This is a genomic window from Streptomyces radicis, assembly GCF_003626575.1.
Classification (GTDB): domain Bacteria; phylum Actinomycetota; class Actinomycetes; order Streptomycetales; family Streptomycetaceae; genus Streptomyces; species Streptomyces radicis.
In genome coordinates, this window is the sequence record NZ_RBDY01000024.1 from 56,464 (window position 1) to 80,549 (window position 24,086).

A 24,086-nucleotide genomic window follows, 5' to 3' on the forward strand; every position below is an offset into this window, starting at 1 on the left:
CGTTGGCGCTCACCGGTCGACGCCTCCCATCACGGGGTCGATGGACGCCACCGCGACGATGACGTCGGCGAACATGCCGCCCTCGCACATCGCCGCCATGGACTGGAGGTTGGTGAAGGAGGGGTCGCGGAAGTGGACCCGGTAGGGCCGGGTGCCGCCGTCGCTGACGATGTGCACCCCCAGCTCGCCCTTGGGGGACTCCACCGCGGTGTAGACCTGGCCAGGCGGGACCCTGAACCCCTCGGTGACGAGCTTGAAGTGGTGGATCAGGGCCTCCATGGAGGTGCCCATGATGTTCTTGATGTGGTCGAGCGAGTTGCCGATGCCGTCGGGGCCCTGGGCGAGCTGCGCGGGCCAGGCGATCTTCTTGTCGGCGACCATGACGGGCCCCGGCTCCAGGCGGTCGATGCACTGCTCGACGATGCGCAGCGACTGCCGCATCTCATCGAGGCGCAGCACGAACCTGCCGAACGAGTCGCACGTGTCGGTGGTCGGGACCTCGAAGTCGTAGGTCTCGTAGCCGCAGTACGGGTCGGTCTTGCGCAGGTCGTGCGGCAGCCCGGCCGAGCGCAGGATGGGCCCGGTGGCGCCGAGCGCGAGGCAGCCCGCGAGGTCGAGGTGGCCGACGTCCTTGAGGCGGGCCTTGAAGACGGGGTTCCCGGTGCAGAGCTTGTCGTACTCGTCGATGTTCTTGCGCATCTTGGTGACGAACTCGCGCAACGCGTCGACCGCGCCCGGCGGGAGGTCCTGGGCGAGGCCGCCGGGGCGGATGAACGCGTGGTTCATCCGCAGGCCGGTGATCAGCTCGAAGATGTCGAGGCACAGCTCGCGGTCGCGGAACCCGTAGATCATGACCGTGGTCGCGCCGAGCTCCATGCCGCCGGTGGCGATGGCGACGAAGTGCGAGGAGAGGCGGTTGATCTCCATCAGCAGCACGCGGATGACGCTGGCCCGCTCGGGCACGTCGTCGGTGATGCCGAGCAGCTTCTCGACGCCGAGGCAGTACGCCGTCTCGTTGAAGAACGGCGTGAGGTAGTCCATGCGCGTGACGAACGTCGTGCCCTGCGTCCACGTGCGGTACTCGAGGTTCTTCTCGATCCCGGTGTGCAGGTAGCCGATGCCCGCCCTGGCCTCGGTGACCGTCTCGCCGTCGATCTCGAGGATGAGCCGCAGCACGCCGTGCGTGGAGGGGTGCTGCGGGCCCATGTTGACGATGATCTTCTCGTCGTCGCCGCGCTCGGCGACCTCTTGGGCGATGCCGTCCCAGTCGCCGCCCGTGACGGTGTAGACGGTGCCCTCGGTGGTCTCCCTGGCCCCCGCGGGCCGGGTCGCGTGTGTGGTCATCAGCTGTACGACCTCCGCTGGTCGGGTGCCGGGATCTGGGCGCCCTTGTACTCGACGGGGATGCCGCCGAGCGGGTAGTCCTTGCGCTGGGGGAAGCCCTGCCAGTCGTCGGGCATCATGATCCGCGTGAGCGCGGGGTGGCCGTCGAAGACGAGCCCGAAGAAGTCGTAGACCTCGCGCTCGTGCCAGTCGTTGGTCGGGTAGACGTCCACGATCGACGGCAGGTGCGGGTCGGCGTCGGGCGCGCTGGTCTCGAGGCGGATGATCCGCCCGTGGGTGAGCGAGCGCAGATGGTAGACGGCGTGCAGCTCGCGCCCCGTGTCCTGGGGGTTGTGCACGCCGCTCACGCCGGTGCAGAGCTCGAAGCGGAGCGCGGGGTCGTCCCGCAGCGTCCGCGCGACGGCGGGCAGGTGCTCGCGGGCGATGTGGAACGTGAGCTCGTCCCGGTCCACGACGGTCTTCTCGATCGCGGCGCCCGGGTCGATCCCCTGCTCCTCGAGGGCTCCCTCGAGCTCGTCGGCGACCTCGTCGAAGTACCCGCCGTAAGGCCGTGACGTGGCCCCCGGCATCCGCACAGTCCGCACGAGCCCGCCGTAACCGGTGGTGTCCGAGCCGTTGTTGGCCCCGAACATCCCCCGCCGCTCGGCGATGGCCTCCCCGCCATCCCCGCGCTGCGCGGGCACCTCGTTCGCGCTTGTGTTCTCGTTCACCCGCAAACCCTCCTCGCAGGGGCGCAACCACGACAGAAACAACCGCCGACGGTGACAACCAACGCGCCGCTGCCGCGGCACGGCGAAACGCCGCTGGCGCGGCGCAGTTTGCCGCCCGCAGGGCGGACCGCGCACGCATCCGCGGGTACGTGCGCACCGCCGCTGACACGGCTCAGCCCGCGCAGCGGCGCGAACGCGCGAACACCCACCGGGCACAACTCACCGCCCGCAGGGCGAACCCCGCACGTGCCCACGGGCACAAGCACGCCACCGCCCGCGCGACGAACCCCGCGCAGCGCGCGAACGCCCCCCGGAGGCAACCCGGCGACCACCAACGAAGCGCGGCGCGAGAGCGCAAGCTCGGGGCCACCCGCAAGGCCAAGCCCGCGCAGCGGAACGGCGCCGCCCGCAGGGCGAACCGCACACGCGCCCGCAGACACAAGCGCGCCGCCACCCGCGCGGCGAACCCCGCGCGACAGCGCGAACTCGCGGACGCTCACCGAGGGCAACTCACCGCCCGCAAGGCCAAGCCCGCGCAGCGGAGCGGCGCCGCCCGCAGGGCGAACCGCACACGCGCCCACAGGCACAAGCGCGCCGCCACCCTCACGCACAGACGCGGCACGGCCAGCGCAGCGAACCCCGCGCAGCGGAACGGCGCCACCCGCAGGGCGAACCCCGCACGTGCCCACGGGCACAAGCACGCCACCGCCCACGCGGCGAACCCCGCGCAGCGCGCGGACGCTCGCCGGGGGTGACCCGGCGACCACCGACGGGGTCCGGCGTGAGGGCGCACGCTCGGGGCCGCCCACGCGGCCAAGCCCGCGCAGCGAAAACTTCGCGCCCGAGCGCCCGGCGGCCACCACCCCGCTCACCGCAGCAGCCCCTTGATCTCCAGCGTGGGCAACGCCTTGAGCGCCGCCTCCTCCGCCTCGCGCGCGGCCTGCTCGCGATTCACGCCGAGCTTCTCCTCGCGGATCTTCTCGTGCAGCTTGAGGATCGCGTCCATCAGCATTTCAGGGCGCGGCGGGCAGCCGGGAAGGTAGATGTCCACGGGCACGACATGGTCGACGCCCTGAACGATCGAGTAATTGTTGAACATTCCGCCCGACGATGCGCAGACGCCCATCGAGATGACCCACTTGGGGTTCGGCATCTGGTCGTAGACCTGCCGCAGCACCGGCGCCATCTTCTGGCTCACGCGCCCGGCCACGATCATCAGGTCCGCCTGGCGCGGCGAGCCGCGGAAGACCTCCATGCCGAAGCGGGCCAGGTCGTACCGGCCCGCGCCCGTGGTCATCATCTCGATCGCGCAGCACGCGAGCCCGAACGTGGCCGGGAACACCGAGGACTTCCGCGCCAGCGCCGCCATGTTCTCGACGGTGTCGAGCAGAAATCCGCTGGGCAGCTTCTCTTCGAGACCCATCAGGATTGCCTCTCTCTCAGTCCCATTCGAGTCCTCCTCGGCGCCAGTCATAAGCGTAGGCAACGCCGATGAGGCCGACAAAAATCAGCATCTGCACAAAGCCGAACATCCCGAGCGAGTCGAAGTGGACGGCCCAGGGATAGAGAAAGACGATCTCGATGTCGAAGATGATGAACAGCATCGCCGTCAGGTAGTACTTGACGGGGAACCGCCCCCCGCCCACCGGCTGGGGTGTCGGCTCGATGCCGCACTCGTATGCGGACAGCTTCGCCCGGTTGTAGCGCTTGGGGCCGACGAGCGCGGCCGTTACCACGGAGAAGACGGCGAAGGCCGCCGCGAGGGCGCCCAGCACGAGGATGGGAACATACGCGTTCACCGCACCTCGCTCCTTCCAGTCGACGGCGACTGCTGCAACCACGAAAGATCAATGCTATGTGAGTCAGTTCACAAGGCAAGAGGCATCCTATGCCTCGCCCCCTGTGACCCACGACACGGGTCCCCCCACCAATCCTGTGATCTCTCCCACCCACCCTCTGGATCAAGGTGTCCAGGACGGGACGTACCACGCAAGGTCGTTGATCCACTTCGGCCGTGGAGACAAGGCTCGGACCAGGCTCAGCAGTGCCAGACATCACGCTCACCACGGCCATCGCCCTGTGCGTGGCCGCGGCCGCCGCGGGCTGGATCGACGCGGTCGTCGGCGGCGGCGGGCTCCTCCAACTCCCCGCGCTCCTCATCGGACTGCCCGACGTGTCCCCCACCTACGCGCTGGGCACCAACAAGGCGGTGGCCGTGACCGGGACATCGATCGCGGCCGTGACGTTCGCCCGCAGGTCCCCGCTCGACAGGCGGCTCGCGCTCCGGCTCGGCGCGCTCGCGCTCGCCTCGTCGGCGGGTGGCGCGCTGCTCGCGTCGGCCGTGGACAAGCGCGTGCTCCAGCCGTTGATCATGGTGATGCTGCTGGGGGTCGCGGCGTTCGTGGTGCTGCGGCCCCGGTTCGGCACCGCGCCGACCGAACGCGTCCCCTCACGCCGCAGGGCCGCGGCCGCGCTGCTCGTGGCGGGCGTGGGCATCGGCTTCTACGACGGCATCCTCGGCCCGGGCACGGGCACGTTCCTCGTCATATCCCTCGTGGCGCTCCTCCACATGAACCTGCTGACCGCGTCGGCCACCGCAAAGGTCGTGAATGTGGGCACAAACCTCGGCGCGCTGGCGGTGTTCACCGCGCACGGGACGGTGCTGTGGGCGCTGGCGGCGCCGATGGCGGCGTTCAACATGGCGGGCGGCTGGGCCGGGGCGCACATGGCGCTGCGCCGCGGCAGCGGCTTCGTGCGCGTCGTACTGCTCGTGGTGGTCACGGGACTCGTCACGCGGCTGGCCTGGGAGCAGTGGTGGGCGTGACGTGCGTCACGTCGCACACCCATCTGACGGGGACTCCGTTGAACGAACGCCCGACCCCGTGGTAGCCCGGCACCGACGGCGGACATTCCGGACAACGCGCAGGACACGGCGGGACATCCACCCGAAAGATCATCTCCCGCGCGAAACGGCGTTCCGGACAAAACGCCCCTAACCTCGCCGCGCACCTGTCAACTGTGGCCGATACCACGATCATTGTGATCATGCGCGTGTACTGATAGCCGTTATCGGCATGTCCCCAATTCGTTATCGAGGTCGGCACCGAAAACCTCGCCCGTCCCGCACCGGCGGCCTGCTCCGCGGTGGGGTGCTCACCGGCGTGGTCGGCTCGGTCGCCGTCACCGGCTCCACCTCACCGGCGCTCGCCGCCGAGAAGCCCACCGAGTCCACCGGTGAGCTGCCCGCGCTCGACCTGGCCCTCGCCCAGGGCGTCGACCGCGCCACCCAGGCCACCGCGGCCTACGCCACCCAGGCCGAGTCCCAGGCCGACTGGCAGAACTGGCAGCGCGCCCAGAGCCGCGCCGCCTCCCAGGCGGGACAGGCGGCGGCCGAGCGCCGCGCCGAGGCCGACCGCCGCGCCCAGGAGGCGCGCGAGGCCGAAGAGGCCAGGCTGGCCCAGGAGGCCCAAGAGGCCGAGGAGGCCCGCGAGCGCGCCGCCGCCGCTGAGGCCCAGACCCTCTCCGCGCCCGCCGACGAGGCCCCCGTCACCGGCACGGGCGCCGACGCCGTGCTGAGCTATGTCCGCGCCCAGCTGGGCGACGCGTACGCGATGGGCGCCTCGGGCCCCGACGCGTGGGACTGCTCGAGCCTGACGCAGGCCGCGTTCGCCACCGTCGGCGTCTCGCTGCCGCGCGTCGCCGCCGATCAGTCGGTCGCTGGCACCCCCGTGTCGCTCGACGCCCTCCAGCCCGGCGACCTTCTCCACTGGGGCGGCGCTGGCAGCGCCTACCACGTGGCGGTGTACATGGGCGACGGCACGTTCATCGGCGCCCAGAACCCCTCCACCGGCGTCGTCCAGAAGACGCTCGACTGGGACCCGCCCACCGGGGCCGTGCGCGTCCTGTGACGCAACGCGCGTAGCCACACGCCCCGTTGACACCCCGTCGGCCACGCGCCGACCCACAGCTTGTCCACAGCCTGTGGACAACCACCGAGCCGCGCACCGGACATGAGCCGCCGGACACACGAAGGGGGCGCCGCGACACCGCGGCGCCCCCTTCGGCGTTGTCGCCCCCGCGTCAGGCGCGCGGGGCCACCTTCGTGAGGCCGTTGATGACCCGGTCCATGGCGTCGCCGCCGGTCGGGTCGGTCAGGTTCGCGAGCAGCTTCAGCAGGAAGCGCATCAGCACCGGGTGGCTCAGCCCGCGCTCGGCGGCGATCCTCATGATCCTGGGGTTGCTGATGAGCTGCACGAACGCGCGGCCCAGCGAGTAGTACCCGCCGTAGGTGTCGCGCAGCACCTTGGAGTAGGCGCGCAGCGCCAACTCCCGCTGCGCGGGCGTCTGGCGGGCCAGCGCCTGGCTGACGACCTCGGCCGCGATGCGCCCCGACTCCATGGCGTACGCGATGCCCTCGCCGTTGAACGGGTTGACCAGCCCGCCCGAGTCGCCCACCAGCATCAGCCCGCGCGCGTAGTGCGGCTTGCGGTTGAACGCCATGGGCAGCGCCGCGCCCCTGATCGGGCCCGTCATGAACTCCGGCGTGAACTGCCACTCCTCGGGCATCGAGGCGCACCACGTCTTGAGGACCTCGCGCCAGTCGAGCTCCTTGAACGAGGGGGAGCTGTTGAGCACGCCGAGGCCGACGTTGGACGTGCCGTCGCCCATGCCGAAGATCCAGCCGTACCCGGGCAGCAGCCGCTCGCGCCCGTCGCGCCGGTCCCACAGCTCGAACCACGACTCGAGGTAGTCGTCGTCGTGGCGCGGGGTGGTGAAGTACGTCCTGACGGCGACGCCCATCGGGCGGCGCTCGTCGCGGTGGCGGCCCATCGCGAGGGACAGCCGCGAGGAGTTGCCGTCGGCGGCGATGACGACCGGGGCGGTGTAGGTGACCTGCTTCTTGTCGTCGCCGAGCCTGGCCTCGACGCCGGTGATGCGGCCGGTGCGCTCGTCGCGCACGGGCCCGGTGACGGCGCAGCGCTCGGCCAGCCGCGCGCCCGCCTTGACCGCGGCCTGGGCCAGCTGCTCATCGAAGTCGTCGCGCCTGCGGACCAGTCCGTAGTCGGGGTACGACGCCAGCTCGGGCCAGTCGAGCTGGAGCCGCTGCCCGCCGCCGATGACCCGCAGCCCCCGGTTGCGCAGCCAGCCCGCCTCCTCGGAGACGTCGATCCCCATGGCCACGAGCTGCTTGACGGCCCGTGGGGTCAGCCCGTCGCCGCACACCTTCTCGCGGGGGAACGCCGTCTTCTCCAGCAGCGCCACGTCGAGCCCGGCCTGGGCGAGGTGGAAGGCGGTCGCCGAACCGGCAGGACCGGCCCCGACGACGATGACATCAGCGGTCTCGGCCACGGTGGCTCTCCCAATCGAAAGGGGGCGGGGGTCGGTGAAGAGTCTATGACTCGGGTCTGTTGTGAAGCAGCGCCGTCCGCCCGAAGGGCGTGCCCAACGGCTCCCCCGGCCTGGCGGCCGGGGAGGGTCACATCTTCGTAGGGGCGGTTCCGGTCGGGGGCCGCTCGCCCCGGCGTTCAGCGGGTCGGGAGTCGTCGGCCTTCGCTACCGCGTGGTGCGCTGGCGGCGCGTTCCCTCGTACCGTCTCGGGCGGGGTGCGGGGCCGCTTCGTCATGCCCGCGGGGTGGCTGTCCACTCGTCGGCGATGATCGAGTGGACGATGGAGTCGCGCCACGCGCCGCGCACGTGCACGTGGTGGCGGATCCTGCCCTCTTCGACGAGCCCGGCGCGGTCGAGTACGCGGCGCGAGGCTTCGTTCTCGGGTGACCGTGCGGCCCAGATCCGGTGCGGTCCGAGGGAGTCGAACCCGAACGTGAGGAGCGCGCGGACGAGTTCAGCCGCGACCAGGTGGGCCAGATCTGGCCCACCTGGTCGCGGCTGCGCGGGACGAACGAGAGGTGCGCTGTCGCCTGGTCGTTGCCGTAGATCGCGTGAACGTCGTCCACGTCGTCCACGGTCAGCTCTCGCAGGACCAGACGCTCAGTGCTGTAGCTGACCGGGTGCATGCCCGGGGATGCTACTCGGGGCCGTTCAGCGAGGGAGAGCGCCAGCTGACGCTCTCTACCCGGAGCGCATGTGATGCAGCAGGAGCAGCGCGGCGGTGGTGTTCGCCGCGCGAATCTCCCCTCGGGAGATCAACGTTGGTATATCCGCCAGCGGCACCCACTCACGGCGCTCGGACTCGATCGCGTCAGCCGGTTCGCCGACATACTCAGCCCCTTCGCACCAGTACACGTGGTGGCGAGCGTCGCTGAACCCGTTCGACGGCTCGACGGTGATCAGGTGGTGCAACGGTCCGGCAGGTCGCCACCCGGTTTCCTCGATCATCTCTCTGGCCGCGGCAGCCTGGATGTCCTCATTGTCCTCGACCACGCCAGCGGCGATCTCCCAGCCCCACGAGTCGGTGATGAACCGGTGTCGCCACAGCAGCAGTACCTCGTTTCGGTCGTTGACAGCCGTGGCCAGAGCGACCGGCCGCTGACGCAGGAGGTAGTGGTCGAGGTGTCGGCCGTCGGGCAGCTCCACGTCGGCGAGCCGGACCCGAACCCACGGGTTCTCGTACACGGTGTGCTCGCTCAAGTTCTTCCACCGCACGTCGGTCGCCTCTCGTCCTCGGAGTGCCCATCCCAGCACACCGAGGGCTTCAGCATGCCCGCCTCATCGGCACGTCCGACGACTGGGGCGCCAGCAAGCCGGACCCCCGGTTCTTCGTTGCCCAGCTGTACAGCCGGTCGTCCAAGTCCCGTACGCACCGGTCGTTCTGCCAAGGCTGGAGCGCTCGTCGCACCTCGCGCACGCGGTCCTCAACGTGGACGTCGGGGACGAGGCCGGGAGGCGCGCCCATCGCTACGGTGCCTCGCCGCGTTGCCGAATCGCGCGAGTACGTCCCCCGGGCCCTGCCTCGGTGGACCGCAGCACAACGGCCCCTCCGTCACTGAGTGGTGATGGTAGGGCCGCTCGCTGTTCCCCGACTGCCGCCGGGGGTACCGTCCAGGTGTCACCCCAAGGACGGCAACAACCGGAGCACCACCATGCCATCACGGCCAGTGCCAGCCATAGAGGGCGTCGGATCGAGGATCGAGGAAATCAGGCTCCTGCGCGGCTACTCGCTCCGCGAGCTGGGCGCCCGAGCGCATGTCTCGGCGGCGCAAATCTCCCGTATCGAGAAGGGCAAGCGCTACGCCTCCCCGTCGATCGTGGCGGCGATCGCCCGCGCCCTCAGCGTCAACGTGTCCGTTCTGCACGGCCAGCCGTACATCCACATGATCCAGCAGGACCAACTCGACGGCCTGCTCTCTCCGATCGCCAGCGCGCTGGACGACTGGGACATCGCCCCCGGCGAGGACGACCCGCCACCCCGGCCGCTGTCGATCCTCGAAGCGGAAGTGCGCGCACTCGACGACAAGCGCGAGGCGGGCCAGCAGTTCGAGCTCGCTGAAGCGCTGCCCGCGCTCATCAGCGAGGTCAATCACGCGACGTTGCTCCACGACCGACCAGGCCGGGACCGTGAGCGCGCGTACTGGCTCCAGGCCGAGCTCGGCCGCACCACCTACGTGGCGACCCGCCGACTCGGCTTCGTCGATCTGGCCCGGCATGCTCTCGGTCGCATGTCGGCCGCGGCCCCGCACTCCGGGGACCCTCGGCAGGTCGCGATCGAGCGATGGGACCGGGCCCGGCTCCTGGGGGACGGTGCCCGGCACGACAAGGGATACCGGCTGGTCCGGCAGGCGTTGCGCGACCTGGACGACGACGGCGCCACCGGGACCCGTGCCGTGCGTGGGGCGCTGTACCTCGAGGCGTCAGTCCTCGCCCGCCGCGCCGGGGCCGCCGGAGCAGTTTCCGACCTTCTCGGCGCGGCCGGGGAGTTGGCTCAGCAGACCGGCGAGCTGGACGACTACGGGCTCGTCTTCGGCCCCGCGAACGTGTCCATCCACACGATGTCGGTGGCTGCCGATCAGGAAGAGCACGGCGAGGCGCTGAGGGTCGCCGAGGCGCTCCGGCTCCCGGACGACTACCCGAAGGCCCGAGCGGCGTCGTACTGGGCGTCGCGGGCACGCGCCGAAGCGTGGACGGCACGGCACGACGAGGCGCTGCGGTCGCTCGTGACGGCCCGCGAGGTGGCGCCGCAGCAAACGCGGTATCACCCGGGGGTGCACGAGACGGTGGGCACGCTACTGCGCGCTCGCCGCGCGCCGTCGGATGAGTTGAGGGAGTACGCGGCCTGGTGCGGCGTGTAACGCCTCCGTGACGGTATGTCAATGGACGTGGTGTTGCCAGCGTGGTAACACCACGTCTGTTGCGTGCGGGCAGGCTGTGACCGTCAGCACCGAGACGGTCACTGGAGCCGAACCATGGCGTCTACCCCCCGCACGCCCCCGCCCGAGCCCGCCCCGCCGCCGTTGAGCGACGACGAGCCGGTCACGGTGATCGTTGGGCGGGACTGCCCGCCCGCGATGCCGCTTGATCTGTGTCCGGGCTGCCGGGAGCGGGTGCGCGACCGCGCCGCCCACGTGGGTTCGGGCGGTGGGTCGTGACGGAGCGCTGCGCGTCGTGCGGGACGACGATGCCGCCGTTGACGGTGGTGGCGGTGCACCATGCCGGGTCGGGTGGCGGGTGGACGCATCGCGCGTGCGCGCGCTGCCTGGCGCGTGAGCGGCTGATCCCGCTCACCTTCCACCCGCTGCGCCACGACGGGACGCGGCTGACGTACCCGGAGATCGTTCCCGGTGAACTGGTCGCCACGCTCGCGCCGTTGGGCGAGTCGCCCGTGCTCGCCGCCCCGATCGGTCGGCTGCTGGCCGCCGTGGCCCGCACGAAGGACCGCACGCTGGACGCCGACCAGCGGCACGCCGCCCACGACGAGGCCCGCGCCACCGTGGCGCGGCTGCGAGAGGCCGCCCGAAGGTGAACGGCGCGATCGACCTCTCCCTCCGCGACCCCGACCGCAGCAACGACCGGCCGGTCAACGGCCGCTGCTGGCTCGGCTGCGACCCCGAGACCCTTCAGCCCGTGGTCTGGATCGGACCCGTCTCCATCGCAGGGCCCAACGGCATCGCCACCGCACCCGCCTACGCCTGCCCCCGCTGCGTACGCCGCCTCTACGCCATGGCACGCGCCGACGAGAGCGAACGCGACCGCCCGCCGCACCTGGCCGAACGGCCGCGCGGCCACCCCTGAACCCCCCTGCCCGGGGCGGCTGGTCCCGGGCGGCCAGACCACCACCCACGTCCAGTGTTCAACGAGACGACTACGACATTGATCAAGGAAAGGAGTCTCATGGGGGAAACGATGCCCGGGTCGACCGTGCCGAGGCGCCAACTCGGGCGGCACCTCAGGGAGCTGCGCACCGACGCGCGGCTCACCCTCAAACTGGCGGCCAAGAAACTGGAATGGTCCGAGGCGAAAATGTGGCGGATCGAATCCGGGCTCACCTCAACGCGCAGCCACGACGTCCAGACCATGTGCGGAATCTACGGAGCGCCGGAGGAGACCACCAAGGCGCTGATGGGTCTGGCGAGAGAGAGCAAGACCCGGGGCTGGTGGCACAGCTTCGGCGACACCATCCCGGAGGGCTTCGACGTCTTCCACAGCCTGGAGGGCGCCGCCTCCCAGATGTCCATCTACCGCGGGAACTTGGTGCCCGGGCTGTTCCAGACCGAGGAGTACGCACGGATCACCATCCGGGCGGCTCATCCCGACGTGGACCAGGAGGAGACCGAGCGCCGGGTGCGGCTGAGGATGGCGCGGCAGAGCCTGGTCACCCGGGTGACCGCCCCACCCTTGCTCCGGGTAGTGCTGGACGAAGCGCTGCTGCGCCGTCCGGTCGGCGCGGGCACCGTCATGGCAGGACAGCTGCGCCACCTGGCCGAGGTCTCCACGCTGGACAACGTGAACATCCGGGTGATCCCCACGGACGCCGGGGCCCACCCGGGCCTGATCTCCGGATCATTCTTCATCCTGCGGTTCCCGCTCAACGGGGAAGGCAAGGAAACCGAGCCACCCACCGTCTACGCCGACAGGTACACGGGCGACCTCTACCTCGACCGGCCGAACGAGATCGCCCAGTACGACGCGGCATTCACCGACATGTGGAACACGTCACTGAGCGAGGAAACTTCCAGGACCCTCCTCACGAAACTGGCAGGAACCCACGAACGGGGCTGATGCAACGGCAGCCGTGTGGATCAAGTCCTCGCGGACCACGCGCCACCGCGTCATCCACCCCGGACCGGGAGCGCCCACCGCGAAACCGAGCCGCCGCAACCCCCCGACGAAGGCAGGCGGGACGTTCACTACAGACCCTGGCGGCCCTTGACCCCGCGGTGGAGGGCCACGATGCCGCCCGACAGGTTGCGCCAGGCCACGCGGCGCCAGCCCGCCTCGCCGAGCGCGCCCGCGAGCTCGGCCTGGTCCGGCCACGCGCGGATCGACTCGGCGAGGTAGACATAGGCGTCGGGGCTGCTGGAGACGCGGGTCGCGACGGCGGGCAGCGCGCGCATCAGGTACTCGGTGTAGGCGGTGCGGAACGGCGTCCACGTCGGGTGGCTGAACTCGCAGACCACGAGCCGCCCGCCCGGCGCGGTGACGCGCAGCATCTCGCACAGCGCGGCCCCGGTGTCCTGGACGTTGCGCAGGCCGAAGGAGATGGTGACGGCGTCGAAGACCCCGTCGGCGAACGGCAGCCGCGTGGCGTCCCCCGCGGTGAACGGCAGCCAGGGCGTGCGGCGTTTGCCCTCGGCGAGCATGCCGAGGCTGAAGTCGCACGGCACGGTGAACGCGCCCGCGTCGGCGAACGGCTGGGACGACGTGCCCGTGCCCGCCGCCAGGTCGAGCACCCGCTCGCCGGGCCGCGCCGCCACCGCGCGGGCCACGGCGGTGCGCCACCTGCGGTTCTGGCCGAGGGCGAGCACGTCGTTGGTGAGGTCGTAACGCGCCGCCACGGCGTCGAACATGGCGGCCACGTCGCGGGGCTTCTTGTCGAGGGAGGCACGAGTCACCGTGCCATTCTCGCCGATGGCCCGCTGCCCCGTTCGGGGGACATCCCCGCTCCCGGCGTGAACCGCGCGCGCCCGAGCAACTACCGTGCGTGGCATGACTCACCTCTCCCGTGCCCTCCTCACCACGACGGCGGCCACCGGCGCCGTGCTGGCCACCGCGGGTGCCGCGTCCGCCCAGCAGGCGCCCGCCCAGGGGGGCGTGGCGTCCACGCTGCCTGTGGTCGCCGACTCCCTCGACGCCGCGATCAGCCCGGCGTTCGACCTCCACCTCTACCCGCTGGCCAACACCACGGCCGACCTGCTCGACAACTCCGTGGGGACCGCCGTCGCCGACTTCCCGCCGCTCTCCACGGAGTTGGCCACGGGCCCGCTCAGCGACGGCGCGTCCATCGGCGAGCTGCCGGGGGCGACGGCGCAAAGCCTGCTCGGCGGCCTCCCGGTCGCCCTGAGCTGACGCCCACCCCGGACACCACCTCGGACACCACCTCGGACACCACCCCGGATAACGCTGAGGTAAAGCCCTCTTCCCACGGCTTCCCACGGCCTTGACACGGGATGAGCGATGGGAAACATTTCCGCCCACGACTCAACATCCCCACCCGGGTCGGCACAAGGAGGTGCGGTTCGTGGCGGTTGCCGGTGGCATACCCCGACGCAACGAGACCCCGCGCTGGCGCCGTAAGGAGACCGGTGTCGCCCTCGTCTTCCTGGCGCCCGCGCTCCTCGGCTTCCTCGCGTTCTACGCCTGGCCCACGCTGCGCGGCCTCTATCTGAGCTTCACCGACTACGACCTGCTGAGCGCCCCCGAGTTCTCCGGGCTCGACAACTACCGCAGGCTCGCCGAGGACGACGTCTTCTGGAACTCCCTGTGGGTCACCCTGAAGTACGTCCTCATCAACATCGGCGTACAGACCGTCGTCGCCCTCGGCCTCGCGGTCCTCATCCACCGGCTCACCCGCTCCACGGTGATCCGCGGCATCCTCCTGCTGCCCTATCTCATCTCCAACGTCGTCGTCGCCCTCGTCTGGTACTGGATGGCCGACTTCAACCTCGGCATCGTCAACGAGGCGCTCGGCTGGGTCGGGTTCGACGCCATCAGCTTCTTCGGCGACCCCGACTGGGCCGTGCCCACGATCGCGCTCGTCAACGTCTGGCGCCACATGGGCTACACCGCGCTGCTGATCTTCGCGGGCCTCCAGACGATCAACCGCGACGTGTACGAGGCCGCGGCCGTCGACGGCGCGGGCGAGGCGCGGATCTTCTTCAGGATCACGCTGCCCCTGCTGCGCCCGGTCCTCGCGCTCGTGCTGGTCCTGACCGTCATCGGCTCCTGGCAGATCTTCGACACGGTCGCCGTCACCACCCAGGGCGGCCCGGTCGACTCGACCCGGGTCATCCAGTACTACATCTTCGACCAGGCGTTCACCAGCTTCGACTTCGGCTACGCCTCGGCGATCGCGGTGGTCCTGTTCCTCATCCTCGCCGGGATCGCCTTCGCGCAGCTCAAGCTGCTGCGCGCGGGCGAGTCCGACCAGTCCTGAAGGGGGCCACAGATGACCGCCGTCGCCGAGACCGCCACTGCGGAGCCGGGCCGGGACGACACCGGGCAACGCCCGGGAGCGCCCCGGCGGCGCCGCTACAGCGTGGGACGCCTGATCGCCTGGATCGTGCTGTTCCTGTTCATCGTCATCACCCTGGCGCCCTTCCTGTGGATGCTGCGCACCGCGCTGTCCAACAACCGGGTGCTGTTCACCGACCCGGACTCGCCGCTGCCCGTCGACTTCACCTGGGGCCCGCTGGAGCGCGTGCTCGGCACCGCGAGCACCGAGGAGGCCCAGGCCGAGGGCGGCTCGGGCGCGTCGATGGCGTTCTGGGGGTATCTGCGGAACTCGGTGATCGTCTCCACGCTCATCACCGTCGGGCAGGTCTTCTTCAGCGCGCTCGCCGCCTACGCGTTCGCCCGGCTGCGCTGGCCGGGCCGCGACAAGGTGTTCTTCGCGTTTCTGACCGCGCTCATGGTGCCGCCGGTCTTCACGATGCTGCCCAACTTCCTGCTGATCAAGAACCTCGACCTGATCAACACCTACCCGGGCATCGTCGCGCCGTTCTTCTTCATGACGCCCTTCGCGGTCTTCTTCCTGCGGCAGTTCTTCCTCGGCATCAACCGGGAGCTCGAGGAGGCCGCGATGATCGACGGGGCGGGCCACTTCAGGATCTTCTTCCGGATCATCCTGCCGATGTCCACCGCGCCGATGATCACGCTCGCCATCCTGACGTTCATCAACGCCTGGAACGAGTACTTCTGGCCGCAGCTGGTCGGCCAGGACGAGAGCGTGCGCGTGCTGACCGTCGCGCTCAGCGCCTTCCGCACCGCGACGCCGCAGACCGGACCCGACTGGGCCGGGCTCATGGCGGCCAGCCTCGTCGCGGCCGTCCCGACCGTGCTGCTCTTCCTGGTCTTCGGCCGCAAGATCGTCGACTCCATCCAGTTCACCGGCGTCAAGTGACCCGCGGGAGGCGGAAGCGATGACCCACACCCTGCGACGCGCCCGCGCGTTGGCGGCGTGCGCCACGGCCGGCGCGCTGACCCTGACGGCGTGCGGCACCGGCGCCGCCGACGGCGGGTCCACGACCCTCACCTACTGGCTGTGGGACGCCAGCCAGCAGCCCGGATACCAGGAGTGCGCCGACGACTTCGAGGCGGCCAACCCCGACATCGACATCCGCGTCGAGCAGCGCGGCTGGGACTTCTACTGGACGGGGCTCACCCTCGGCCTGGTCTCCGAGTCGGCCCCCGACGTCTTCACCGACCACCTCAACTACTACCCCGAGTACGTCACGCGCGATCTGCTGCTGCCGCTCGACGCGTTCGTGGAGCGCGACGACCTGCCCATGGACATCTACGAGGAGGGCCTGGCCGACCTGTGGGTCGGCCAGGACGGCAACCGGTACGGCCTGCCCAAGGACTGGGACGCGATCGGCGTCTTCTTCAACCGGGCCATGGCCGACGAGGCGGGCCTCACCCAGGACGAGCTGTCCTCGCTCGAGTGGAACCCCCGGGACGGCGGCACCTACGAGGACGCCATCGCCCGCCTCACCGTGGACGCCAACGGCGTGCGCGGCGACGAGCCCGGCTTCGACAAGGGCAACGTCCGCACCTACGGCCTGTGGATGTCACTGAGCCCCACCTGGAACCACGGCCAGGGCCAGTGGTCCATGTACGCCGCCGCCAACGGCTGGCAGCCCACGGACCAGAACCCCTGGGGCACCGAGTTCGCCTTCGACGACCCGAGGTTCCAGGAGACCATCGCCTGGTACAAGGGCCTCATCGACAAGGGCTACATGCCGAGCCTCGCCGCCCAGGAGGGCGTCGCGTCCGCCGACCAGTTCGCCGCGGGCAACGCCGCGATGGTCACCGACGGCAGCTGGATGACCGGCACCTACCTGGGCCTCGAGAACGTCGAGGCGGGCATCGCGCCCACCCCGATCGGGCCCACGGGCGAGCGCGCCAGCATGTTCAACGGGCTCGCCGACTCCATCTTCGCGGGCACCGACCACCCCGAGGAGGCGTGGCAGTGGGTCAAGTACCTGGCCTCGCCCGCCTGTCAGCGCGTCATCGGCGAGCACCACGTCGTCTTCCCCGCGATCACCGAGGCATGGGAGATCGCGCAGGAGCGCTACGCCGACGAGGGCGTGGACGTGACGGCGTTCACCGACCACGTCGAGAACGGCACGACGTTCCTCTTCCCGATCGCCGAGAACCCGGGCGCCATAGGGTCGTTGCTCGTCCCGGCGTTCGAGGCGGTGATCTCGGGGCAGCAGCCGGTCGAGTCCTTCACTGACGTCAACGAGGAGATCAACGCCCTCTTCGAGTGAGGGCGTCGCCCCGGCCCCGAATCCACGACTGGCCCCGGATCCACGACTGGCCTCGCTCTACGACTGGATGAGGTTCAGCTCGGGGTGGGCCGTGCCGCCCTCGATCGCCGTCGACGACAGGTGCGACACCACCCGGTCGTCCACCGGGTCGAGCGCCGGGTCCTCGTGCACCACCAGGTGCTCGTACGTCGTGGCGCGCTGCGCCGGGACGCGTCCCGCCGCGCGGATGAGGTGCAGCAGCTCCATGCGGTTCGACCGGTGCTTGGCGCCCGCCGACGAGACGACGTTCTCCTCCAGCATCACCGAGCCCAGGTCGTCCGCGCCGTAGTGCAGCGACAGCTGGCCGACCTCCTTGCCCGTGGTCAGCCACGAGCCCTGGATGTGCGCGACGTTGTCGAGGAAGAGCCGCGCCACGGCGATGATCCGCAGGTACTCGAAGAGGGTCGCGTGCGTGCGGCCCTTCAGGTGGTTGTTCTCCGGCTGGTAGGTGTACGGGATGAACGCCCTGAAGCCGCCCGTGCGGTCCTGCACGTCGCGGATCATCCGCAGGTGCTCGATCCGCTCGGCGTTGGTCTCCCCCGTGCCCATGAGCATCGTCGAGGTGGACTCGACGCCCAGCCGGTGCGCGGTCTCCATGATCTCGAGCCAGCGCTCGCCCGACTCCTTCAGCGGCGCGATGGCCTGCCGCGCGCGGGCGGGCAGCAGCTCGGCCCCGGCCCCGGCGAACGAGTCGAGGCCCGCCGCGTGGATGCGCCGGATCGCCTCTTCGGCGCTCACCCCGGAGATCCGCGCCATGTGCTCGACCTCGGACGCGCCGAGTGAGTGGATCACCAGCTGCGGGAACTCCCGCTTGATCGCGGCGAAGTGGCGCTCGTAGTACTCCACGCCGTAGTCGGGGTGGTGGCCGCCCTGGAACATGATCTGGGTCCCGCCGAGCTCCACCGTCTCCGCGCAGCGCCGCAGGATGTCGTCCAGGTCCCGGGTCCACACCTGCTCGCTCTTGGGCGGGGCGTAGAACGCGCAGAACTTGCAGGCCGTCACACAGGCGTTGGTGTAGTTGATGTTGCGCTCGATGATGTACGTCGCGATGTGCTCGACCCCGGCGTACCGCCGACGGCGCGCCGCGTCGGCGGCCCGCCCCAGCGCGTGCAACGGCGCGGAGCGGTAGAGCTCCAACGCCTCGTCCTCGCTGATCCTGCCGCCCTCGGCGGCACGGTCAAGCACGCTCCGGAGCTCAGCGCTCCGCCCCATCGAGCCCATCGGCGGATTCCCTTCTCACAGCGGCGCGAACCAGCGTACGTCACCGCTTCTCAGCCGGTGCGGGTCAGCTCACTGGTCAGGTTCCCCGAGGAGTCGCTCGCGTAGTGCAGGACCTCGCCCCGCTGGCCGAGCACCACGGTGAACGGCTCCTGTTCGCAGTTGGCGCCGTCGCTGGTGGACGCGTCGTTGTCCACCAGGGCGTCGAACGTCACCTCGCCATCGGCGACCTCGGTGAGCGTCAGGCGGTCCACACACGTCGTCAGGCCCAGCACGTCGGTCCAGGTGACGGTGCCGATCCTGTCCCCGACCGCGCCGGGCTCCAGCGTGACGCCGAGCGAGGCGTTGGTCACGCCGAGCGTCTGGGTGTCGCCCTCCCACTCCCCGGCGAACCACTCGGGCAACGCGTCGCCGTCCACGGGCCCGCCGCCCCCGTCGGTGCCGCCGTTCGCCCCGCCCCCGTCGGTGCCGCCGCCGTTCGTGCCGCCGTCGTCGGTGCCGCTGTCGAAGACGCCCGCGAACCAGCCGCCCGTCGCCAGCGCCGCGGCGGCCACCGCGACGGCGAGCACGACGGGCCAGCGGCGGCGCCGCGGGCGTTGGAGCGTGGGCGTGGGCGCGGGCGTGGGGAACCCGTCGGCCGTCGGCAGCGCGGCCCGCCCCGCGACGTCCGTGTGCCCGGGCCCGAACGCCCCTGACGTGGGCGGGCGTCGGGGCGTGGGCGGGGTGTCATGGGGCGCCTCGGCGTCCAGGTCGAGCAGCTCGACCGCCCTGCGGCTGACCTCCTCGACGACGGGCCGCGGCAGCCAGCCCGCCGCCACGAGCGGCTCCGCGCCGCCCTCGCCCGCGACGGCGCGCGCCACCTCGGCGGGCGCGGGGCGCGCGGCCGGGTCCTTGGCGAGGCAGGCCGCGATCACGTCGCGCAGCTCCCCCGGCACCGCGTCGAGGCGCGGCTCCCCGTGCACCACCTGGTAGAGCAGCTGCGCCGGGATGTCGCCGGGGAACGGCGCCTGCCCCGCCGCGGCGAACGCCAGCACCGCGCCGAACGAGAACACGTCCGTCGCGGGCCCGGCCGCGCCCGCGGTGATCTGCTCGGGCGCCATGTAGCCGGGCGAGCCGACCGTGACGCCCGTCGCGGTCAGCTGGGTCGTCGCCCCCGAGGCCCTGGCGATGCCGAAGTCGATGAGCCGGGGCCCCTCGAGGGACAGCAGCACGTTGGACGGCTTGACGTCCCGGTGCACCAGGCCGCGTTCGTGCACCGCGGCGAGCGCCTCGCCGAGGCCCGCGCCGAGCGCCCGCACGGTCGCCGTCGGCAGGGCGCCGTGCACGCGCACCGCGCGGTGCAGATCGGGGCCCGCGACATAGCCGGTGGCCACCCAGGGCACGGGCGCGTCCGGGTCGGCGTCGAGCACGGGCGCGGTCCACGCGCCGCCGACCAGCCGCGCCGCGGCGACCTCATGGGCGAAGCGCGCCCTGAAGCTGTCGTCCGTGGCGATCTGCGCGTGCACGACCTTGATCGCCACCGTCCTGCCGCCCGCGCTGCGGCCCAGGTACACCCGGCCCATCCCGCCCTGGCCCAGCCTGCGCAGCACGCGGTACGCGCCCACGCGCGCCGGGTCGTCGGCGGTCAGCGGCTCCATCAGCGCGCCCCCGGCGGATCGAGCAGCCGCACGCGCCCCGCCTGGTCGGCCACGCCGACGCGGTCGGCGAACTCGGCGATCCCCTCGAGCTGGCGCGCGCCCAGCCGGAAGTCCAGCGTGGTGAAGTAGCGTTCGAGCACCTCGGCGTCGAAGTCCTCCCAGCGGGCGGCCTGTTCGGCCACCTTGCCCGCCTCGGCCACCGAGAGGTCCCGCGACTCGAGGAACGCGGCGTGCACCTCGCGCACGGTCTCGGGCTCGCGTTCCAGATAGTCGCGGCGCACGCCCCAGACGGCGAAGACGAACGGCAGCCCCGTCCACTCCTTCCACATCGCGCCCAGGTCGTGCACCTCGAGGCCCAGGCGGGGCGCGTCGTGCAGCGAGGCGCGCAGCGCGGCGTCGCCGATCAGCACGGCGGCCTCGGCCTCCTGCATCATCACGCCCAGGTCGGGGGGGCACGTGAAGTAGGAGGGGGCGACGCCGTGGCGCTCGTCGAGCAGCAGCCTGGCCAGGCGCACGGAGGTGCGGGACGTGGAGCCCAGCGCGACACGCGCCCCTTCGAGGTCCGCGAGCGGGCGCTGGGACACGATCATGCAGGACATCACCGGGCCGTCGCAGCCGACGGCGATGTCGGACAGCGCCACAAGCTCGTCGGCATGGCGCAGGTAGTCGACGAGCGACACCGGGCCGATGTCCAGCTCACCACGGACCAGTCGCTCGCCAAGGCGCTCGGGGGTGTCCTTGGTCAGCTCCAGATCCAGCAGGCTGCCGCTGCGGGCCAGGCCCCAGTAGAGGGGGAGGCAGTTGAGGAACTGGATGTGGCCGACACGAGGGCGGGACCTGTGGTGTGTTGTCACGCTTGGGAGGGTACGCCTCTGACCGGCGGCGGGGTCGCCGAGGGAAGGGTCATCCTGGCGGGTGATCTCCACCCTTCCAGCGGTGCACCCCCCGTGCTAGGCTCGCGACGAGTTGCAGTTTGGTTTCCCTTGCAGTACGAGCCTGCGGAGCATGTGACCGCGGGCTTTCGTCGTTTTCAGGCTTCATATGCGGGTTCTGGAGCAGGGCGACCCTTTTTTGGGCCCAAGGAGGGCTTATGGCTACCGGAACCGTCAAGTGGTTCAACGCCGAGAAGGGCTTTGGTTTCATCGCCCAGGATGGCGGCGGCCCCGATGTCTTCGTTCACTACTCCGCGATCAACGCCACCGGTTTCCGCTCTCTTGAGGAGAGCCAGGCCGTGACGTTCGACGTCACCCAGGGGCCCAAGGGCCCCCAGGCAGAGAACGTCACGGTCGTCTGAAGCCACCAGCTCGGACAGGCCGTCGGCCCTGATCACCGCCAGGCCCCCACCCCTCTCGAGGGGCGGGGGCCTCGGCGTTGTCCGCCCGGGCCCTACTCCTCGGCGTAGAGCGCGTGGAACTCTTCCGCGAAGGCGTCCATCACCTCGGCCCTGCGCAGCTCGCGCGAGGGCGTGAGGTGGCCGCTGGCCTCGGACAGGTCGCGCGGCATGACCCGGAAGCGGCGGATGCCCTCGGCCGCGGGGTCGAGCGCGTTGGCCTCGTCGACCGCGCGCTGGAGCTGGCGCAGCACATCGGGGTCGTCGACCAGCTCGTCCAGGGGCGTGCGGCGGCGCTCGGCGGTGTCGCGCCAGTGCGCGAGCGCCCTGCGGTCCAGGGTGATCAACGCCGTGAGGTAGGGGCGGCGGTGGCCCGCGACCACGCAGTGGCTGACCAGGGGATGGGAGCGGACCGCGTCCTCGAGCGGGCCAGGCGCCACGGTGAGGCCCCGCGCGGTGGTGATCATGTGCTCGCGGCGCCCGGCGATCGTGAGGTGGCCTTCGTCGTCGAGCGCGCCCAGGTCGCCCGTGGCCAGCCAGCCCTCCGCGTCCGTCGCGGGGACGACCGCGCGCCGGTCGGCGTCCCAGTACCCGCCGAACACCTGGGCGCCGCGCACCAGCACCTCGCCGTCGTCGGCGATGCCCACCTCGGTGCCCGGCAGCGGCCAGCCGACGGTGCCGAGGCGCGGGGCGCCCGGCTGGGTGACGGTGACGGAGGCGCTGGTCTCGGTGAGGCCGTAGCCCTCGTGCACGGACACGCCCGCGCCCTCGAAGAACGTGCCGAGGCGCCGCCCCAACGGCGAGCCCCCGCTGACCACATGGCGGAGGTTGCCGCCGAGGGCCGCCCTGATCCGCCGGTAGACCAGCGGGTCGTAGAGCGAGCGCGCCGCCCGCAGCCCGAGCCCGGGCCCCGCCGCCGCGCCATGCCGCCTCGCCTCCTCCGCGGCGCCGAACCTGCGGGCCACGCGCGCCGCGCGGTCGAACGCGCCGACCCTGCCCGAGCGCTCGGCGTCGGCCCGCCCGCTGCTGAACACCTTCTCCAGCAGGTGCGGGATCGCGAAGAGGAACGTCGGCCCGAAGCCCGCCAGGTCGGCGAGCAGGTCCTCGGTGCGGGTGCTCGGCGCGTGCCCGAGGCGCACGCGGGCGCGCAGGCAGCCGATCGCGACCACGCGCCCGAGCACGTGGGCGAGCGGCAGGAACAGCAGCGTGGCGGGGGGCGAGCCGTTCTCGTCCGCGGTGAAGACCGGGGCCAGCGCCTCCAGGGCGCTGTCCACCTCGGCGAAGAGGTTGCCATGGGTGAGGACACAGCCCTTGGGCGCGCCCGTGGTGCCCGGCGTGTAGACGAGGGTGGCGGCCCGCCACGGGTCGAGCAGGCCGCGCCGCTCGGTGACGGCGGCGTCGGAGACGTCGCGGCCCGCGGCGGAGATCTGGCCGATGGGGCCGCGTTCGTCGCCCGCGATGGCGGTCAGCTGCCACAGGTGCTCCAGCCCCGGCAGGTCATGGCGCACCGCGCTGAGCGTGCGCGCCTCGTCCACGCCCTCGACGGCGCACGCCCGCGCGCCCGAGTCGCGCAGCATGCGGCTGACCTGCCACGCGGGCGACGAGGGGTAGAGGGGGACGGTGATCAGCCCGGCGGCCCAGGCGGCGAAGTCGAGGAGCGTCCACTCGTACCGCGTGCGGGACATGATGGCCAGCCGGTCGCCGGGCCGCAGCCCGTGCGCGATGAGGCCCTTGGCGACGGCCACCACCTCGGCGGCGAACTCCGCACAGGTGATATCGCGCCATGTGCCGTCCCGGTTGCGGCGGCTGAGAATGATCTGGTCCGGCGCCTCGTAGGCGTTGATGAACGGCAGGTCCGCCAGGCTGCCCTGGGTGACGGCCGGGGCGGCCTGAGGGACGAACGCGCCGGTGACCACCCCGTTCTCGCGGAAGAGCTCGGGTCGGAACAGCCTCGGCGCGGGTGCCGGGGCATCGGTCCTGGTGCGTGCCATCAGGGGGGCCTCCCGATGCGGCGTGACGTGGGGGAACCCTCGAATTCTGCCCGCTGACAAGCCCATTGACATGCGGATCCGCCGGAACGTCACCGGAAAGCCGCCGACGGTGACTTCGCGCCCGATCCCCGAGACCGCGCCGTGACCGGAAAACGCCCGAGCCGTGATGCGGGCGCGTTTCAGGGGGAGTCGGAGGGGATCGGAGGGGGAGTCGGAGGTGGTCAGAGGGAGTGGGGCAGCCGCGCGTCGAGGTCGAAGCGGCACAGCACGCTCTTGCCGCCGGGCTCGCGCGGCGCCCACCACGTGGCGTCGGCGAGGGCCCGCACGATGAACAGGCCGCGCCCGCTGTCCGAGAGCGGCAGCTGGGCCGCGGGCAGCGTGGGCGGGGTGGGGTCCTGGTCGGAGACCTCGACGATCAGCCACTCCGGCGACGTGCGCAGCGCCAGGACCGCCACCCGCTCCCCCGGCACTCCCTTGGCGTGCTGCACGACGTTGCCCACCAACTCCGAGACGACCAGCTCCACATCGTCGACGAGCCGCGCCAGCCCCCACTCCACCAGCGCGCGCCGCGCCGCGCGCCGCGCCGCGGACGCCGCCCCCGGATGGTCGGCGAGCACCGACACCGAGCGCACGCGGTGGGCCGCGGGCTCGACCCGCGTGTCCGGTGATGTCATCGGCACCTCCCCCTGTCGAGGCTTCCAGTCAAGGGCCAACGGGGGCACTCGCGAAACGTTCACGAGGGGGTTCACACGGACACACAGGGGGGTCATGGGGCGCACGAGGGGTGCTCCCCCCATGCGAGCGCCTTCACCCGATGCCCACGCGGGCCCGTCGAGGGCCAGGTCAGCAGCCCGAGCCCCCCGCGCGCTGCCGTACGCCCCCCCGGCCCCGGACGCGCCGATGCCCCGGCCGGGAGCATCCGGGCGGGGCATCGG

General features: G+C 71.5%; 25 protein-coding genes. 12 read left to right on the forward strand and 13 right to left on the reverse strand.

Annotated elements, in window-relative coordinates; genetic code table 11:
• Positions 1-9: 9 nt before the first annotated feature.
• The 4 genes from D7318_RS24375 to D7318_RS24395 all read right to left on the reverse strand — a co-directional run bounded on the left by D7318_RS24375 (position 10) and on the right by D7318_RS24395 (position 3,853).
• Complete coding sequence (locus D7318_RS24375) at positions 10-1,347, reverse strand: NADH-quinone oxidoreductase subunit D (RefSeq protein ID WP_408055529.1); 1,338 nt, start codon at positions 1,345-1,347, stop codon at positions 10-12.
• Positions 1,344-2,054: an NADH-quinone oxidoreductase subunit C gene (locus tag D7318_RS24380; RefSeq protein ID WP_408055528.1), complete on the reverse strand. Its 711-nt coding sequence runs from the start codon at positions 2,052-2,054 to the stop codon at positions 1,344-1,346. Before D7318_RS24380 ends, D7318_RS24375 begins: the two co-directional genes overlap by 4 nt.
• 868 nt (positions 2,055-2,922) lie before the next feature.
• Positions 2,923-3,477, reverse strand: coding sequence for a NuoB/complex I 20 kDa subunit family protein (locus tag D7318_RS24390; RefSeq protein ID WP_120699347.1), 555 nt, complete (start codon positions 3,475-3,477; stop codon positions 2,923-2,925).
• Between the two features lie 16 nt (positions 3,478-3,493).
• Entirely contained in the window at positions 3,494-3,853 is a 360-nt protein-coding gene (locus D7318_RS24395) for an NADH-quinone oxidoreductase subunit A (protein WP_120699348.1), read from the reverse strand.
• A gap of 245 nt (positions 3,854-4,098) precedes the next feature.
• Here D7318_RS24395 and D7318_RS24400 point away from each other — a divergent pair, with 245 nt between their 5' ends.
• Together D7318_RS24400 and D7318_RS24405 are read left to right on the forward strand one after the other, a co-directional pair.
• The gene (locus D7318_RS24400) at positions 4,099-4,878 is read left to right on the forward strand and encodes a TSUP family transporter (protein WP_120699349.1); all 780 of its coding nucleotides are present in this window, start codon (positions 4,099-4,101) and stop codon (positions 4,876-4,878) included.
• Positions 4,879-5,203: 325 nt separating this feature from the next.
• Positions 5,204-5,962 carry a C40 family peptidase gene (locus tag D7318_RS24405; protein ID WP_329604629.1) on the forward strand — a complete coding sequence of 253 codons (759 nt, stop codon included), beginning with the start codon at positions 5,204-5,206 and terminating at the stop codon, positions 5,960-5,962.
• A gap of 172 nt (positions 5,963-6,134) precedes the next feature.
• On the opposite strand, the gene D7318_RS24410 is transcribed toward D7318_RS24405, so the two are convergent.
• From D7318_RS24410 to D7318_RS24420, 3 genes are all read right to left on the reverse strand, one after another.
• Positions 6,135-7,403 carry a geranylgeranyl reductase family protein gene (locus D7318_RS24410; RefSeq protein ID WP_230424024.1) on the reverse strand — a complete coding sequence of 423 codons (1,269 nt, stop codon included), beginning with the start codon at positions 7,401-7,403 and terminating at the stop codon, positions 6,135-6,137.
• Positions 7,404-7,673: 270 nt separating this feature from the next.
• Positions 7,674-7,919: a GNAT family N-acetyltransferase gene (locus tag D7318_RS34815; protein ID WP_329604846.1), complete on the reverse strand. Its 246-nt coding sequence runs from the start codon at positions 7,917-7,919 to the stop codon at positions 7,674-7,676.
• Between the two features lie 204 nt (positions 7,920-8,123).
• Positions 8,124-8,657, reverse strand: a complete 534-nt coding sequence (locus D7318_RS24420; protein ID WP_120699352.1) for an NUDIX hydrolase — start codon at positions 8,655-8,657, stop codon at positions 8,124-8,126.
• A 452-nt stretch (positions 8,658-9,109) separates the two neighbouring features.
• Here D7318_RS24420 and D7318_RS24430 point away from each other — a divergent pair, with 452 nt between their 5' ends.
• From D7318_RS24430 to D7318_RS24445, 5 genes are all read left to right on the forward strand, one after another.
• A complete protein-coding gene (locus D7318_RS24430; protein WP_230424025.1) occupies positions 9,110-10,300 on the forward strand; it encodes a helix-turn-helix domain-containing protein in 1,191 nt (396 codons plus the stop codon).
• Positions 10,301-10,414: 114 nt separating this feature from the next.
• Positions 10,415-10,597, forward strand: a complete 183-nt coding sequence (locus D7318_RS32465) for a hypothetical protein (protein ID WP_147437805.1) — start codon at positions 10,415-10,417, stop codon at positions 10,595-10,597.
• Entirely contained in the window at positions 10,594-10,971 is a 378-nt protein-coding gene (locus D7318_RS24435) for a hypothetical protein (protein WP_147437807.1), read from the forward strand. The genes D7318_RS32465 and D7318_RS24435 overlap by 4 nt, the downstream gene beginning before the upstream one ends.
• Positions 10,968-11,240: a hypothetical protein gene (locus D7318_RS24440; RefSeq protein WP_120699356.1), complete on the forward strand. Its 273-nt coding sequence runs from the start codon at positions 10,968-10,970 to the stop codon at positions 11,238-11,240. Before D7318_RS24435 ends, D7318_RS24440 begins: the two co-directional genes overlap by 4 nt.
• A gap of 99 nt (positions 11,241-11,339) precedes the next feature.
• Positions 11,340-12,227: a helix-turn-helix domain-containing protein gene (locus tag D7318_RS24445; protein ID WP_120699357.1), complete on the forward strand. Its 888-nt coding sequence runs from the start codon at positions 11,340-11,342 to the stop codon at positions 12,225-12,227.
• A 128-nt stretch (positions 12,228-12,355) separates the two neighbouring features.
• Here D7318_RS24445 and D7318_RS24450 read toward each other — a convergent pair whose 3' ends face one another.
• On the reverse strand, positions 12,356-13,060 hold the full coding sequence (locus D7318_RS24450) for a demethylmenaquinone methyltransferase (protein WP_120699358.1): 705 nt from the start codon (positions 13,058-13,060) through the stop codon (positions 12,356-12,358).
• Between the two features lie 94 nt (positions 13,061-13,154).
• Between D7318_RS24450 and D7318_RS24455 the strand changes: the two genes are divergently transcribed.
• The 4 genes from D7318_RS24455 to D7318_RS24470 all read left to right on the forward strand — a co-directional run bounded on the left by D7318_RS24455 (position 13,155) and on the right by D7318_RS24470 (position 16,936).
• Complete coding sequence (locus D7318_RS24455; protein ID WP_120699359.1) at positions 13,155-13,514, forward strand: hypothetical protein; 360 nt, start codon at positions 13,155-13,157, stop codon at positions 13,512-13,514.
• A gap of 172 nt (positions 13,515-13,686) precedes the next feature.
• On the forward strand, positions 13,687-14,601 hold the full coding sequence (locus D7318_RS24460) for a carbohydrate ABC transporter permease (protein ID WP_183091585.1): 915 nt from the start codon (positions 13,687-13,689) through the stop codon (positions 14,599-14,601).
• A 12-nt stretch (positions 14,602-14,613) separates the two neighbouring features.
• Complete coding sequence (locus D7318_RS24465) at positions 14,614-15,567, forward strand: carbohydrate ABC transporter permease (RefSeq protein ID WP_120699361.1); 954 nt, start codon at positions 14,614-14,616, stop codon at positions 15,565-15,567.
• 19 nt (positions 15,568-15,586) lie between these two features.
• Positions 15,587-16,936, forward strand: coding sequence for an ABC transporter substrate-binding protein (locus D7318_RS24470; RefSeq protein WP_220729787.1), 1,350 nt, complete (start codon positions 15,587-15,589; stop codon positions 16,934-16,936).
• A 57-nt stretch (positions 16,937-16,993) separates the two neighbouring features.
• Here the strand turns inward: D7318_RS24470 and mqnC are convergent, their stop codons facing one another.
• The 3 genes from mqnC to D7318_RS24485 are packed head-to-tail and all read right to left on the reverse strand — an operon-like array spanning position 16,994 to position 20,684.
• The gene (gene mqnC / locus D7318_RS24475; protein ID WP_120699384.1) at positions 16,994-18,187 is read right to left on the reverse strand and encodes a cyclic dehypoxanthinyl futalosine synthase; all 1,194 of its coding nucleotides are present in this window, start codon (positions 18,185-18,187) and stop codon (positions 16,994-16,996) included.
• Between the two features lie 59 nt (positions 18,188-18,246).
• A complete protein-coding gene (locus tag D7318_RS24480; protein ID WP_120699362.1) occupies positions 18,247-19,830 on the reverse strand; it encodes a serine/threonine-protein kinase in 1,584 nt (527 codons plus the stop codon).
• On the reverse strand, positions 19,830-20,684 hold the full coding sequence (locus D7318_RS24485) for a menaquinone biosynthetic enzyme MqnA/MqnD family protein (protein ID WP_120699385.1): 855 nt from the start codon (positions 20,682-20,684) through the stop codon (positions 19,830-19,832). The genes D7318_RS24480 and D7318_RS24485 overlap by 1 nt, the downstream gene beginning before the upstream one ends.
• 236 nt (positions 20,685-20,920) lie before the next feature.
• On the opposite strand from D7318_RS24485, the gene D7318_RS24490 reads away from it, so the two are divergent.
• The gene (locus D7318_RS24490; RefSeq protein ID WP_120699363.1) at positions 20,921-21,124 is read left to right on the forward strand and encodes a cold-shock protein; all 204 of its coding nucleotides are present in this window, start codon (positions 20,921-20,923) and stop codon (positions 21,122-21,124) included.
• 92 nt (positions 21,125-21,216) lie between these two features.
• Here D7318_RS24490 and D7318_RS24495 read toward each other — a convergent pair whose 3' ends face one another.
• Both D7318_RS24495 and D7318_RS24500 read right to left on the reverse strand, forming a co-directional pair.
• Positions 21,217-23,151 carry an AMP-dependent synthetase/ligase gene (locus D7318_RS24495; RefSeq protein ID WP_120699364.1) on the reverse strand — a complete coding sequence of 645 codons (1,935 nt, stop codon included), beginning with the start codon at positions 23,149-23,151 and terminating at the stop codon, positions 21,217-21,219.
• 221 nt (positions 23,152-23,372) lie between these two features.
• Positions 23,373-23,825, reverse strand: a complete 453-nt coding sequence (locus D7318_RS24500; RefSeq protein WP_120699365.1) for an ATP-binding protein — start codon at positions 23,823-23,825, stop codon at positions 23,373-23,375.
• Positions 23,826-24,086 lie beyond the last annotated feature (261 nt).

What these genes read in the sequence shown, in the direction of transcription:
- D7318_RS24390 (WP_120699347.1), bottom strand. Translation starts at nt 3,477, where the DNA reads ATGGGTCTCGAAGAGAAGCTGCCCAGCGGATTTCTGCTCGACACCGTC.
- D7318_RS32465 (WP_147437805.1), top strand. Translation starts at nt 10,415, where the DNA reads ATGGCGTCTACCCCCCGCACGCCCCCGCCCGAGCCCGCCCCGCCGCCG.
- D7318_RS24445 (WP_120699357.1), top strand. Translation starts at nt 11,340, where the DNA reads ATGGGGGAAACGATGCCCGGGTCGACCGTGCCGAGGCGCCAACTCGGG.
- D7318_RS24455 (WP_120699359.1), top strand. Translation starts at nt 13,155, where the DNA reads ATGACTCACCTCTCCCGTGCCCTCCTCACCACGACGGCGGCCACCGGC.
- D7318_RS24465 (WP_120699361.1), top strand. Translation starts at nt 14,614, where the DNA reads ATGACCGCCGTCGCCGAGACCGCCACTGCGGAGCCGGGCCGGGACGAC.
- D7318_RS24470 (WP_220729787.1), top strand. Translation starts at nt 15,587, where the DNA reads ATGACCCACACCCTGCGACGCGCCCGCGCGTTGGCGGCGTGCGCCACG.
- mqnC (WP_120699384.1), bottom strand. Translation starts at nt 18,187, where the DNA reads ATGGGGCGGAGCGCTGAGCTCCGGAGCGTGCTTGACCGTGCCGCCGAG.
- D7318_RS24480 (WP_120699362.1), bottom strand. Translation starts at nt 19,830, where the DNA reads ATGGAGCCGCTGACCGCCGACGACCCGGCGCGCGTGGGCGCGTACCGC.
- D7318_RS24490 (WP_120699363.1), top strand. Translation starts at nt 20,921, where the DNA reads ATGGCTACCGGAACCGTCAAGTGGTTCAACGCCGAGAAGGGCTTTGGT.
- D7318_RS24495 (WP_120699364.1), bottom strand. Translation starts at nt 23,151, where the DNA reads ATGGCACGCACCAGGACCGATGCCCCGGCACCCGCGCCGAGGCTGTTC.
- D7318_RS24500 (WP_120699365.1), bottom strand. Translation starts at nt 23,825, where the DNA reads ATGACATCACCGGACACGCGGGTCGAGCCCGCGGCCCACCGCGTGCGC.